Annotated in this window: 10 protein-coding genes; 5 read left to right on the plus strand and 5 right to left on the minus strand. The window is 38.0% G+C overall.

The features are described 5' to 3' along the window. Positions 1–562 precede the first annotated feature (562 nt). Positions 563–991, plus strand: a complete 429-nt coding sequence (locus CFY84_RS10685; protein ID WP_088824342.1) for a PACE efflux transporter — start codon at positions 563–565, stop codon at positions 989–991. A gap of 9 nt (positions 992–1,000) precedes the next feature. Beyond that, on the plus strand, positions 1,001–1,609 hold the full coding sequence (locus CFY84_RS10690; protein WP_143218787.1) for a TetR/AcrR family transcriptional regulator: 609 nt from the start codon (positions 1,001–1,003) through the stop codon (positions 1,607–1,609). Between the two features lie 32 nt (positions 1,610–1,641). On the opposite strand, the gene CFY84_RS10695 is transcribed toward CFY84_RS10690, so the two are convergent. From CFY84_RS10695 to tyrS, 3 genes are all read right to left on the minus strand, one after another. Then, the gene (locus CFY84_RS10695) at positions 1,642–3,492 is read right to left on the minus strand and encodes a bifunctional metallophosphatase/5'-nucleotidase (RefSeq protein ID WP_228149643.1); all 1,851 of its coding nucleotides are present in this window, start codon (positions 3,490–3,492) and stop codon (positions 1,642–1,644) included. 157 nt (positions 3,493–3,649) lie between these two features. After that, positions 3,650–5,542 carry a bifunctional metallophosphatase/5'-nucleotidase gene (locus CFY84_RS10700; protein ID WP_228149644.1) on the minus strand — a complete coding sequence of 631 codons (1,893 nt, stop codon included), beginning with the start codon at positions 5,540–5,542 and terminating at the stop codon, positions 3,650–3,652. 125 nt (positions 5,543–5,667) lie between these two features. After that, positions 5,668–6,897, minus strand: coding sequence for a tyrosine--tRNA ligase (gene tyrS, locus CFY84_RS10705; RefSeq protein WP_088824345.1), 1,230 nt, complete (start codon positions 6,895–6,897; stop codon positions 5,668–5,670). A 61-nt stretch (positions 6,898–6,958) separates the two neighbouring features. Between tyrS and CFY84_RS10710 the strand changes: the two genes are divergently transcribed. Beyond that, positions 6,959–8,083 carry an anhydro-N-acetylmuramic acid kinase gene (locus CFY84_RS10710; RefSeq protein WP_088824346.1) on the plus strand — a complete coding sequence of 375 codons (1,125 nt, stop codon included), beginning with the start codon at positions 6,959–6,961 and terminating at the stop codon, positions 8,081–8,083. 53 nt (positions 8,084–8,136) lie between these two features. Here CFY84_RS10710 and erpA read toward each other — a convergent pair whose 3' ends face one another. Then, positions 8,137–8,472 (minus strand): iron-sulfur cluster insertion protein ErpA, encoded by a 336-nt coding sequence (gene erpA, locus CFY84_RS10715; RefSeq protein ID WP_088824347.1) that lies wholly within the window; start codon positions 8,470–8,472, stop codon positions 8,137–8,139. 168 nt (positions 8,473–8,640) lie between these two features. Between erpA and CFY84_RS10720 the strand changes: the two genes are divergently transcribed. Beyond that, complete coding sequence (locus CFY84_RS10720) at positions 8,641–10,584, plus strand: ATP-binding cassette domain-containing protein (RefSeq protein WP_088824348.1); 1,944 nt, start codon at positions 8,641–8,643, stop codon at positions 10,582–10,584. A 330-nt stretch (positions 10,585–10,914) separates the two neighbouring features. Next, positions 10,915–11,460, plus strand: coding sequence for a VTT domain-containing protein (locus tag CFY84_RS10725; protein WP_088824349.1), 546 nt, complete (start codon positions 10,915–10,917; stop codon positions 11,458–11,460). 62 nt (positions 11,461–11,522) lie between these two features. Here CFY84_RS10725 and gyrB read toward each other — a convergent pair whose 3' ends face one another. After that, positions 11,523–13,991, minus strand: coding sequence for a DNA topoisomerase (ATP-hydrolyzing) subunit B (gene gyrB, locus CFY84_RS10730; RefSeq protein WP_088824350.1), 2,469 nt, complete (start codon positions 13,989–13,991; stop codon positions 11,523–11,525).

Below are 13,991 nucleotides of genomic sequence, written 5' to 3' on the forward strand. Positions count from 1 at the left end.
TTCATTGCTTTTAATGATTTACTTAGTGACTCGTCATCAGTAAGCTAGGTCGGCTATATTACTCTCTTCTTCGAAGAAGTCAAGCAGTTGTGCTATTTATTTTTCCTTATCTCTAAACCTATTCTTAAACTATAAAGTTCGTCTCTAAAACCAACTCAATAACCCAAGCTATTGTTTATCAACAAGTTTTATTTAACAGCACCGCCGATGGATTCGCATTATAGACCATTCCTAATCCAACGCAACCCCTTTTTTTAACTATTTCTTCCGCTTGGTCAGTTACTGTGCGTTTTAAGCCAATTTATGTGTTTTTTGCTTAATTTCCATTCATGTATAAGTCAATTCGCTTTTAAATTTTAAAAAATTGAGTCATTTCTTATTTTATTTACATATTTTCTCTTCTTGACATGATTGCACCATAAGTTACTATTGGTAATTTACCAATAGTAACTTATGGTGCAATAGTGATCCTTCTAAAGCAGTTAAATTATGCAATGGTTTGCCCTCCTTAATCGATCAGACAGATTTTAGTATTTGTTCTTAATTGATTTCGAGGTGTTTTATGCAAGGTTTAAAAAGACGTGTTACATATATTGTATTTTATGAGCTGTTGAGCTTTTCAATCATCAGTACTATTTTTTTCTTATTTTCATCTAAAGATGCAACACAATCTGGCATCTTGGCTGCTATGACTGTCGTTCTCGCTATTATCTGGAATTTTATTTTTAATATGATCTTTGAATGGTGGGAAGCTAAGCAACCAGACAAAGGACGAAGCTTAAAACGTAGGATTCAGCATGCTGTGGGCTTTGAAGCCGGTTTTGTTGCCATCACTTTACCCCTTTTCGCATGGTGGTTAGAAATCAGCTTACTTGATGCTTTTTTCTTAGATATTGGCTTAACGCTGTTTTTTATGTTTTTTACATTCTTTTTTAGTTGGGCGTTCGACAAAATTTTTGGATTGCCTTTATCTGCGCAATATAGTGCTTAGGAAATTATTTTGGCTCACCCTATCTCACGTATGTCAAAAGAGAATCGTCGCGAACAATTACTCGATTTGGCATTCAAGATGATTCAAAGTGAGGGCACAGATGCCCTTACTTTGACCAAATTGGCGGAAGAAGCCAAGTTAACTAAACCCATTACGTATAATCATTTTCAATCTAAACAAAATTTATTGTATGCGTTGTACCGACGTTATGATGAACAATTGATTCAACGTATTGAAACTGCAATAAGTACTTCATTAAGTACTAATGATACTGCTCAAATTATTGCACAGAACTATTTTCAATGTGTGCAAGACTATGGCATTGAATATGAAATGATTGTTTCTGCATTGGTTGCCTATCCAGAACATCAGTCTTTACGACATGATATACGTCATTATTTTGCAACTGCACTGATGAATCTATTCCAGCCCAATGTACAGCATCATTCGGCTGATCTATTTTACAGTTGTATTGCAATATGGTCTGCAATCGAAAATATCTCATTAAGCTACATTGCAGATAATAAAAAAGATCAAGAACATGTGATTAATATCATGGTAGATATTATTCATCAACTTATTCTACCTTTTCAAAAAGAAGCAGGCCACCTTGAATAAGATGACCTGCTGACCCGGATTAAACAGCTTTTTTATTCAATATATTTTTGTGTGCTGTAATCTGATACAGGTAAACGGCGTATTTGTTTTTGTCCATTCACTGTGGGTAAGTTATCCACATAATTTAAAAAGATATCCGCATAGTCTGTTTCATAATCATGACGGCGTGTTCCTGTAACATCTTTAAAGCGTGTATACGATTCAGACCCTCTCGCTAAAAAATCAATTGTGGCAACACGATAGGTTTTTTGAAGTGAAATTGGTTGAAATTTTCCTTGCCCATTTTTAACTTCAATATTTTGAATACGCTGATTTTTTGGCAATGTTTTATCAACACGCCAGCGCATTCCTGCCGAATAAGGGTAGCTGCCTTTATTGTTTGCTGCCAAAGCATCGACCACATCTTCTAAAGTTGCTTTAATTTCAGCACCGGTCATATCCAATTGCACGAGCTTGTTTTTAAAAGGCAATAAACGATACACCATATCTACTGTTACAGGCCCTTTTGGAATTTCTATCCGTACACCACCACCATTTTGTATAGAAAAGTCTGCTTTAAATTGCTTTTTACCTTGCAAATACATAGCTTCAGCCATGAGCTGTTGCACATCACCACTTGAAGTTGAACACATTCCAGTCGGTTGATGGGTTGGTTTGCTTTGTGTACATAAGTCTTCTGGAGCATAGCCAATGACATGTGAAGTAAAGGACTGCTTTTTCAAAGTGTAAGGTTGTAGTGCAATTTGCATGTCTAGATCAGGTTCAACGATGTCAAACGGCAGTTTTTGCTGTGCAATCTGCTGTTTAATCTTTCCAAGCTCGGCTTGATTGATGACATGTGTAGGATCTTTTATACGTTTAAAATCATCCCCAATTAAAATATGCGGCGTGCCTGAACATTGTATAACGCGGCCTTGTGGGTCAAATTTGACGTTCAGCTCACCAAGTACGTAGTTATATTGCCATGCTTGAACAATACAGACAGGATCGCCATTTTTATTTTTGAGCTGTTTTGGATACTCATCTTCAGGCTTTAAACCTACTGTTTCAAGCTGTTTTGGTCCAAGAAATGTGTGTGAATCTCCCCCTACAATCACATCCACGTCTGTGAGCTGTTGTGCAATTTTTTTATCAAAATCATATCCTAAGTGGGCCTGCAAGATGATTTTATTTACCCCTTGAGATTTTAAATTATCAATTTCTTGCTGAGCTATTTTTACTTCATCTGCAAACATAGTATCTGCATTTGGTTGTGAAGCATTTTTAGTTTTTCCAGCAATGGTTAAACCAACCACCCCAATTTTTTGACCTTGTTTTTCAAATATTGCTGTTTTTTGCACATCTTTGGTTTGATATAACGGCGAAGATGGCCCAAACGTGACATTTGCAGATAACACTTGCGTGGCTTGTTTACATTTGCCTTGTTGTTTAAGTGCATCTAAAAAGTATTTTAATCCTGCATCTTTTGCATCAAATTCATGGTTACCCAAAACAAAGGTATCAAAACAAATTTGGTTCATGGCTGCTGCATCTGCAACACCATCGGTCAAGGTATAATAGAAGTCACCTGTAATGGCATCTCCTGCATGCATTTTTAGTATATTTTTCTGCGGACGATCCAATTGTTTGATCATGGTTGCAACACGTGCCACTCCCCCTCGATCAACCATAAACTCTTCAGGTCCTTGACCAACATCAAATTTTAGTTTGACAGTTTCTTCATCTAAGTGTGAGTGATGGTCATTAATATGTAAAATGGTCAGTTCAAATGGTGGCGGTGTTACCACTGAAGTAGGCTCAACATGAGGTTGCTTTGCGCTATGGCAACCGAGCATCATGCCTGCCACACTGACACAAAGCACAGATAATTTTAAGCTTGTCATTTTAAAACAATGCATCTTCACTTAACCCATGAAAAAACTGCATTATCTTGGCATCGCGTTTAATCTGTATGACATTAATCACTTATTCTAGTAAAAATATCTCTTTGTTTTAATGATCATGCTGAGTCAGTGTGTTGGCATTTAATTTTTAATCCCCTTAAGGTGCATCAATTAAAGATTGTGTGCTGTATGCAGAAATTGGCAATCTTTGAATTACTTTTTCCCCTTTAACAGTCGGTAATGCATTTAAATAATCTAAAAAGACTTGGGTATAATCTACATTGAATTCACGATATCGAGATCCTGTCACTGTTTTTAAAGTGCTGTAATACCAATAGCCGTGCGCTAAAAAATCACTCGTTGCAACTTGATAGGTTTTATTCAAGCGAATTGGTTGATATTTACCTGATGATGCACGAACTTCAAGCTGCTGTACACGTTGTCCTTTCGGCTGCGTAAGATCAACCACCCAGCGCATTGCACCTGCATAAGGATAACCACCTGCACTGGCTGCTGAGCCATCAATCGCATCTTCTAACGTGGCTTTAATTTCTGCGCCCGTCATACTGAGTTGTACAAGCTTATTTTTAAATGGCATTAATTGATAAACCGTATCTTGAGTGATCGGTCCTTGTGGTATTGCCATACGCACCCCACCTGCATTTTGTAACGACAAATCTGCTTTGAAGTAATGTTGTGCTTGCTGGTAGATGGCTTCTGCAACATATTGCTGAATATCTCCACCATAAGTAACACAACTTTCTTTTGGTGTTTTGCTTGGTTTATTTTGCGTACAAAATGGTGTTTTTGCAGTTGCAACGACTGTATTTTCGAGGATTTCTTTTCTATTTTTAAACGGCTGAATCGCCTTTTGAGTATTAAAGTCAGGGGTTACAAAACGAAGTGGTAAATCATTTTTTTGAATAATATGTTCAATTTTTTCAAGCTCTTCTACAGATATTTCTTTACCCGTATTGGCATGCTTAATATGTTCATCAAGTAAAAGATGTGGTGTACCTTGGCAATTGATAATACGGCCTTCGGGATCAAACTGTACATTCAACTCACCCAATACATAGGTATATTGCCATGCTTGTACAATACATACTGGATCACCATTTTTATTGGTGGTACGGGTTGGATATTCACCTTGTGGCTTTAGCCCAACAGTATTTAAAGATTGAGGACCTAAAAAGGTATGTGAATCTGCCCCAACAATTACATCGACATCAGTAAGTTGCTGAGCAATTTTTTGATCGAAATCATAACCAATATGCGATTGTAAAATAATTTTGTTCACACCTTGTGCTTTCAAAGCATCAATTTCTTGTTGTGCAGCTGTCAGCTCATCAGTTAACAGCGTATCAGCATTGGTTTGGGCTGCATTTTTTGTTTTTTTGGCAATGGTAATTCCTACAATGCCAATTTTTTCACCTTGTTTTTCAATGATGGTGGATTTTTTAACTTGCTGATTTTGATATAGCGGTGAGGTTGGACCAAAGACCACATTTGCAGCTAAAATTTGAGTCGGTTTTTGGCACCTGCCCAATTGCTGTTGGGTCAATTGATCTATAAAGAATTTTAAGCCTTGATCTTTTGCATCAAATTCGTGATTACCAAAGACAAAAGTATCAAAACAGATCTGATTCATAGCAACAGCATCTGAAACACCATCGGTTAAGGTATAATATGAATCGCCTGTGGTTGCATCACCACCATGCATCTTAATGGTCTGCTCAGGTTGATCAAGCACTTGCATTAAGGCGGTTACGCGAGCAAAACCTCCTCGCTTCACCCAAAATGCTTCATTGCCTTGACCTAAATCAAACTTCAATTGAACTTGATCTTCATCTAAGTGTGAATGGTGATCATTAATATGCAAAATTTTTAATTGATAAGGCGTTTGCACTGCTGTCGGTGCAGTCACCACGTGTGTCGTTGTAGAGTCTTTTTCTGTGTGTTTATCTTGAGTACTTTGGCAACCTGACATTAATGTGGCTACGCTTAAACATAATATTGCTCGTTTTTGCTTGAAAATCCACGCTTTCATTTTATAAACCAATCTAATAAAACACGATAAAATGTTATTCTTAACAAATTAAGTTTAAAAAGTATGACAAATGCAGCAATAAAAAAAGAAGCCAAGATGGCTTCTTTTTTTTATTAGGTTAAATATCAGTCTTGAAAAACAACTTTAGCAATGGCTTTTTTGCCTGCTTGAATAATTAATGTTGTGTTTTCACGAACTGCATAGCTTGCATCAACCACTTGACCATCAACTTTAACTGCACCACGCGCAACTGCATCTTTTGCTTGCGCTGCATTTTTGGTGAGCCCAGCTAAACGGACAATAGATGCAATAAATAATTCACCTTGTTCGCCACGAGAAACTTCAACTTCAGGAAGGTCTTCAGGAATTTCACCATCTACAATACGGTTACCAACCCCTTTATGTGCATGTTCAGCAGCGTCTGAATCATGAAAACGCTCAACCAATTCTAAAGCTAAAATTCGTTTAACTTCTTGTGGGTTACGACCGTTTTTAATGTCTTCAAGGAGATTTTGAATGGCATCAATAGGCTGAAAGCTTAATAGCTCAAAGTAACGCTCAATAAGTGTATCTGGAATAGACAGTACTTTTTGATAAATTGCACCAGGTGTATCAAACACACCAATATAATTGCCCAATGACTTCGACATTTTTTGTACGCCATCCAAGCCTTCAAGAATTGGAATGGTGATACAAACTTGTGATTGTTGACCATAACGACCTTGTAAAGTACGGCCCATCAACAAATTAAATGTTTGATCTGTGCCTCCCAATTCGACATCCGCTTTTAATGCGACAGAGTCATAACCTTGAATTAATGGATATAAAAACTCATGAATTGCAATAGGTTGTTGGCTTTGATAACGCTTAGTAAAGTCATCACGCTCTAGCATACGCGATACTGTTTGTTGGCTCGCAAGCTGAATTAAATCCGCAGCTGTTTTTTCAGCAAACCATTCTGAGTTAAATACCACTTTGGTTTTACTTGAATCTAATATTTTAAAAACTTGTTCTTGATAAGTTTTTGCATTTTCAAGTACTTGTTCACGTGATAATGGCGGACGTGTTGCACTTTTGCCTGATGGATCACCAATCATTGCCGTGTAGTCGCCAATTAAAAATAACACCTCATGACCTAAGTCTTGAAAAACTTTTAATTTGTTAATTAAAACAGTATGCCCTAAATGCAAATCTGGTGCTGTTGGGTCAAAGCCAGCTTTGACACGTAACGGGCGATTTTCTTTGAGCTTTTTCAGTAAATCTTCTTCAGAAATAATCTCATGCGTGCCTCTTTTAATAAGAGCCAACTGTTCTTCAGCAGATAAAAAATTTGACATCACAAAATCCAAACACATTAGTTATCCAATTTGTGAGATATACTAACACTTTTTCAATACATTGCAGGATTTGTTAATCATGACATCAATCTATATTGGAGTGATGACAGGAACAAGTATGGATGGTATCGACATTGTCGCTGCGTCTTTTGAACCTTTAAAGTTACATGCGACACTGACAATCCCTTTTGATACCGACTTAAAAGATGAGCTCATGTCATTGACCCTTCCAGGTGACAATGAAATTGATAGAATGGGCAAAGCTGATGTGACTTTAGCAAAAAAAATTGCAAAAGGAATTAATCAGCTAATCAAGAAAAATAATTTAGACCGTAAAACAATTAAAGCAATTGGTTCACATGGTCAGACTATTCGTCATCGTCCACAAGATGGTTTTACGTTACAGTTGGGTGATCCAAATTTAATTACTGAAATCACTAAAATTCCTGTGGTTTCAGATTTTAGACGTCGCGATTTGGCTGCAGGTGGCCAAGGTGCGCCGTTAGTTCCTGCATTTCATCAAGCAATTTTTCAACACGAAACGCGTGACCGCGTCATTTTAAATCTTGGTGGGATTGCAAACATTAGTATTTTACCTGCCAACCAAAGTCAAATTTCAGGCTTTGATACAGGACCTGGTAATATCCTGATGGATGGTTGGTGTCGCCGTTATACGGGTCAACCTTATGATGAAAATGGTAATTGGGCTGCCAATGGCACACCAATTCGTGCTTTGCTTGACCGTTTATATTCACATGATTTCTTTGGGAAAAAACCGCCTAAAAGTACAGGTCGTGAAGAGTTCAACCTAGATTGGCTTGATGAGCAAATTATAGATTGGCGAAATGATGCTGAATACGAAGAAATTGACGATTTACCCGAGAATATCCAAGCCACTTTAGCCAAATTAACAGTACGTGCCATTCAAAAGGCAATTTATCGGTCTGGAATCCAAGATGGCGAAGTCTATGTCTGTGGTGGTGGTGCATATAATTCATTCATTTTAGAACAATTGCGTTGGCGTTTAAGAAAACATGAATGGACAGTACAAACGACTGATGTCATTGGTATTTCACCAACATGGGTAGAAAGCACAGCATTTGCATGGCTGGCTATGCGTTTTGTGACACAGCAAACAGGGAATTTGCCTGCTGTTACTGGGGCTGATGCAACACGTATATTAGGCACCATCACTGCAGTTTAATTGACAAAAATAAAGCGGCTCATATCGGCCGCTTTGGATCAGTCTGTATACAATTACACTGAAAATGAAGAGCCACAACCGCAAGTTGTGGTTGCATTTGGGTTTTTTACCACAAAACGCGAACCTTCTAGTCCTTCAATATAATCAACCACTGAGCCTAATAAATACTGATAACTGAGTGAGTCAACAAGCATTTTAACATCGCCATTTTCAAATGCTGCGTCATCATCATTTGCACTTTCAGCAAAATTAAAACCATATGAAAAACCAGAACAGCCACCGCCTGTGACATAAACACGCAACATTAATTCTTGGCTACCTTCGCTATCACGAAGTTGGCGCACTTTTTTTGCTGCATTGTCTGTTAATACTAAAGCTTGAGCAGTCATAATGGGCATTCCTCAAATCAACCGATCGTTTGGCAAGACCAAACAGACCGCTATCATAGCATATTTTATTTATAAACAAGATATCTTCGCTTTGTGCTTTTATTTTGTTTTCATGGCCTATAAGCATTAGAATACCCCCATCTTATTATTATTGATACTGAACATCTTATGATCCAGCTTGAACATTTTAGTGTACGTCTCGGCGGTCGTGTCTTATTTAAAACAGATGCATTGCTGCAATTACATCCAGGCTGGAAAATAGGCTTAACTGGTGTGAATGGAGCAGGTAAATCTTCTCTGTTTGCTGCGCTATTGGGTAAAATTTCAGGCGATGAAGGCAATTTAAGCCGTCCACAAGGGTGGACCGTTGCGCATATGGCACAAGAAATTGAAGCTTTAGATATGCCTGCAATTGATTTTGTTTTATCAGGTGATGAAGAATGCTGGGAAATTCAGCAAAAATTAGATCATGTCGATACATTATCAAACGATGAAATTGCTGAATTGTATGGACGTTTTGAGGAAATCAATGGCTATACCGCACATGCCAAAGCAGCACAGCTGATGGCAGGGCTTGGTTTTTTTGAACACCAAATGCAATTAAATGTAGAGAGTTTTTCAGGTGGATGGCGTATGCGCTTAAACCTAGCCAGAACTTTAATGAGTCGCTCTGACTTATTGTTGCTTGATGAACCAACCAACCATTTAGATTTAGATGCTATTTTATGGCTTGAAGATTGGCTCAGCAATTATACAGGTACACTAGTTCTGATTTCACATGACCGTGACTTCTTAGATACTGTGACCAATCATATTCTACATATTGAAAACCAAAAATTGACTCTGTATACAGGCAATTATTCATCATTTGAAGTCATTCGAAGTGAACGCCTATCCCAACAGCAACAAGCTTTTGATAAACAGCAAGAAGCGCGTGCACATATGCAAAAGTATATTGACCGCTTTAAAGCGCAAGCCACCAAAGCACGTCAAGCGCAAAGCCGTATTAAACAGCTTGAACGGATGCAGCTTTTAGCACCTGCTCATGTAGACACGCCTTTTACTTTTAGTTTTAGAGAGCCTACTAAAATGAGTACGCCTTTACTGACGTTAGACAATGTCAGTATTGGTTATGCAAATAAAGAAATTGCTCAAAAAGTTAATTTACAAATTACACCAAGCTCAAGAATTGGTTTACTTGGGATGAATGGTGCAGGTAAATCAACACTAATCAAATCTTTAGTAGGTGATTTACCTCTGTTAAGTGGTTCAAGAAAAGCATCTGATCTATTAAATATTGGCTATTTTGCACAGCATCAAATGGATGCACTTGATGCCAATGCCAGTCCAATGCTCCAACTTGCACGTCTTGCAGGCTCTAGAATTAGTGAAGCAGCATTACGTTCATTTTTAGGCAGTTTTGGTTTTAGTGGCGAACGAATGGATACCCCATGTGAGAAATTTTCAGGTGGTGAACGCGCACGATTGGCCTTGGCACTCATTGTGTGGCAACGTCCAAATGTATTGGTACTCGATGAACCAACCAACCATTTAGATTTAGATATGCGTCATGCCCTCACCATGGCATTAAATGACTTCCAAGGCGCTGTTATCTTGGTGTCGCATGAAAGACAATTGATTGCTAGCGTCTGTGATGACTTGGTCTTGGTTCATGGTGGTTCATGTGAAGAGTTCCGTGGTGATTTAACAGATTATGCACAGTGGCTCAGACAGGCACGTCAGCAACAAATTAATGCTTACTCCGCATCGCAAAATAAAAAAGCGAAAGTTAAAGAGACTGTGGTCGCTGCTACACCTGAGCTTAAAGCGGATAAAGAGGTACAGCGCAAAGAAACTGCAAAACAACGTGAACAAACACGCCCTTTAAAGAAAGATATTGAAAAGGTTGAACGTCATATTGAAAAAATACAAACTCAACTTGATGCCATTAAAACGCAGTTAGAGGATACAGAGCTTTATTCGGCTGAGAAAAAACAAGACCTGCTTCGTATTATGGATGAGCAGCAACAGCTCAATACCCAATTGAGCCAAGACGAAGAGCAGCTACTTGAACTAATGATGGCACTTGAAACACTTGAGCAATCTTTCTAAAAGAAAATGTTTCACGTGGAACATGAGAATGGGGAGTTCTTTACTCCCCGACCTCATCGCAACAAAAATATAGCAACAAACAAATGACAATAATCTGATCCTTTAACCAGTAAAATATAAAAGGTCAGTTTTAATATAATCCTAATAAATATTCTATATCTTATATTGTTAGTTTTAATATTTTGATATTGTTGAGAATATCAAAACTTCAGTTCAACTCACTTTTTCATAATGTATGTTAGAATTGAAGCTTGCTGTATGAATTGCAAGTAGCATATGCTATTGCTTCAATAAAATATTATGTAAATATAACGTGGGAACCTTACCCCGATGAATTTTTTTGATTTGATGGTTAGCTTTGAACATTATTTGCCTGTACTGGTACAAGAGTATGGGACTTGGATCTATGCCATATTATTTTTAATCATTTTTGCAGAAACTGCGTTTATTTTTATGTTCTTTCTGCCAGGTGATAGTCTCCTGCTGGCAATTGGTGCCATGTGTGCCACAACAGACTTTATACGCATTGATTACATGATATTTTTACTTTTTATTGCCGCTACACTTGGCTATATTGTCAACTATCATACAGGCAAAGTATTAGGTCACCGTATTACCTCGTATGAATCACGTTGGATTAAAAAAGAATATTTAGCAAAAACAGAAGCCTACTTTGTAAAACATGGTGGAAAAACCATTTTAATGGCGCGTTTTATTCCATTTGCTCGCTCTTTTGCACCATTTGCTGCTGGCTCTAGCCATATGAATTATAAATTGTTTTTAATGTATAACATTGCTGGTGCATTTATTTGGATTGTGCTCTTGGTTGGCCTTGGCTATTTATTTGCTTCTGGCATTTTAGGTGTTGTCCGCTAAACATAACCCATAGACATAAAAAAAGCATTCATAAAGAATGCTTTTTTTTATGCGGTAATCAATTAGATATCAATGTCAGCATTCAATGCATTTTCTTCAATAAATGCACGTCTTGGCTCAACATCATCACCCATCAAACAGCTAAACATGCGGTCTGCTTCAATTGCGTCATCAATGGTCACTTGCAACATATTACGGTTTTCAGGATCCATTGTAGTATCCCATAACTGCTCAGCATTCATTTCACCCAAGCCTTTATAACGCTGAATCATCATGCCGCGACGTGAGTCTTGAATAATGTTCTGCCAAACTTGATGGAATGTATTGACTGGAATACGGCGTTCACCCTTCACTAAGTAAGCACCCTCTTCAAGCAAGTTAAACCAACTTTTCGAGTTTTTCAGTAAACGGCTATATTCAGATGAACCAAATAAACCACTTTCCAATAAGTATTGTTGTGGCAAATTATGCACAAAAATAGTAATACGCGGCCAATATACTGTAGATTTTACACCCTGAGTATCTTCACGCTCAAAAGCTTCAACACTGATTTCAGGTCTTAAACTTGGCTGTAAATGACTTACATGCGCCTGCACTTGCTCAATCCAAGCATGAACATAAGCCTGATCTGTATTACGATCTAAGGCAAAAGGCTCAATTGCAATTAAAGCGTCTAGCACTGTAGCAGGATAACGCTGTGTTAAGCGAGTCAAACTCTTTTGTGATGTTTGATAATCTTTAATTACACTTGCCAATGATTGCCCTGAAATAGCAGGCGCATCATGACCAACATGTAACGTTAAATCATCAATACTGTTTGAGATGAGAAATGCTTCTAACGCATCATTATCTTTTAGATATTGCTCGTGCTTACCTTTTTTCAGTTTATATAAAGGTGGCTGAGCAATATAAATATGACCACGCTCTACCAGTTCAGGCATTTGACGGAAGAAAAAGGTCAATAACAGTGTACGGATATGTGAACCATCGACATCCGCATCGGTCATAATAATAATTTTATGATAACGCAGCTTGTCAGGGTTATATTCTTCACGACCAATACCACACCCTAATGCTGTGATTAAGGTACCGACTTCTTGACTTGAAATCATTCTGTCAAAACGTGCACGCTCAACATTCAAGATTTTACCTTTCAACGGTAAAATGGCTTGCATTTTACGATTTCGACCTTGTTTTGCACTTCCGCCTGCTGAGTCACCCTCGACCAAGTAAAGCTCTGATAACACAGGATCTTTTTCCTGACAATCTGCAAGCTTACCCGGTAATCCTGCAATATCAAGTGCACTTTTACGACGTGTCATTTCACGTGCTTTACGTGCTGCATCACGCGCACGTGCTGCATCAATAATTTTGCCTGCAATTGCTTTTGCTGCCGCAGGGTTTTCAAGCAAGTATTCTGAAAAGGCAACATTCATTGCCTGTTCAACTGCGGGCTTCACTTCACTTGATACCAATTTTTCTTTGGTTTGTGATGAGAATTTTGGATCAGGTACCTTGACCGAAACAATGGCAGTTAGCCCTTCTCGTGCATCATCACCAGACACTGTGACTTTTTCTTTCTTTAAAATATTCTCTTTTTCCAAATAGCTGTTTAGACCACGTGTTAATGCAGCCCTAAAACCGGCTAAATGACTTCCACCATCTTTTTGTGGAATATTATTGGTAAAGCACTTTACGTTTTCTTGATATGAATCATTCCACTGTAATGCAACTTCTACAGCAATACCTTGGTCTGATTCTACTTTGAAATGAAAAATTTCATTAAGATGCGTTTTGCCTTCATTAATGTATTTCACAAATTCAGCAAGACCGCCTTCAAAATTGTAGTCATATTTAAGATCAACACGCTCATCAATCAATACAATTTTAACGCCCGAGTTTAAAAACGACAGCTCACGTAATCGTCTTGCTAAAATATCTACATTAAAAATAGTTTGAGTGAAAGTTTCTGCACTTGGCCAAAAACGAACCACTGTACCTGTTGTTTCTGTTTCAGACACCACTTTTAACGGATATTGCGGTACACCGTGACGATATTCTTGCAAATGCTTTTGACCTGCACGGTGAATTGTGAGTTCTAGCTTTTCAGACAATGCATTTACGACTGAAACACCCACACCATGTAAACCACCTGATACTTTATAGCTGTTGTCATCGAATTTACCACCTGCATGCAAAATGGTAAGAATCACTTCAGCTGCAGACACCCCTTCTTCTGGGTGAATATCTGTTGGAATACCACGCCCATTATCAGAGACGCTAACCGATTCATCTTGATGAATTGTAACGATAATATCATCACAATGTCCTGCAAGTGCTTCATCAATTGCATTATCGACTACTTCAAAAACCATGTGATGAAGGCCAGTACCATCATCGGTATCACCAATATACATACCCGGTCGCTTACGAACAGCATCTAGACCACGTAATACCTTGATACTAGAAGAATCATAAGCTTTCTGATCGGTTAGTTCTGTTTGAGAAGCAGATTGAGACTCTGAACTCAT

Source organism: Acinetobacter apis (assembly GCF_900197575.1).
Taxonomy (GTDB): domain Bacteria; phylum Pseudomonadota; class Gammaproteobacteria; order Pseudomonadales; family Moraxellaceae; genus Acinetobacter; species Acinetobacter apis.

Bases quoted from the DNA above. Each gene is read 5' to 3' on its own strand.
- CFY84_RS10685 (WP_088824342.1), top strand. From the start codon at position 563: ATGCAAGGTTTAAAAAGACGTGTTACATATATTGTATTTTATGAGCTG.
- CFY84_RS10695 (WP_228149643.1), bottom strand. From the start codon at position 3,492: ATGACAAGCTTAAAATTATCTGTGCTTTGTGTCAGTGTGGCAGGCATG.
- CFY84_RS10700 (WP_228149644.1), bottom strand. From the start codon at position 5,542: ATGAAAGCGTGGATTTTCAAGCAAAAACGAGCAATATTATGTTTAAGC.
- tyrS (WP_088824345.1), bottom strand. From the start codon at position 6,897: ATGTGTTTGGATTTTGTGATGTCAAATTTTTTATCTGCTGAAGAACAG.
- CFY84_RS10710 (WP_088824346.1), top strand. From the start codon at position 6,959: ATGACATCAATCTATATTGGAGTGATGACAGGAACAAGTATGGATGGT.
- erpA (WP_088824347.1), bottom strand. From the start codon at position 8,472: ATGACTGCTCAAGCTTTAGTATTAACAGACAATGCAGCAAAAAAAGTG.
- CFY84_RS10720 (WP_088824348.1), top strand. From the start codon at position 8,641: ATGATCCAGCTTGAACATTTTAGTGTACGTCTCGGCGGTCGTGTCTTA.
- CFY84_RS10725 (WP_088824349.1), top strand. From the start codon at position 10,915: ATGAATTTTTTTGATTTGATGGTTAGCTTTGAACATTATTTGCCTGTA.
- gyrB (WP_088824350.1), bottom strand. From the start codon at position 13,991: ATGAGTTCAGAGTCTCAATCTGCTTCTCAAACAGAACTAACCGATCAG.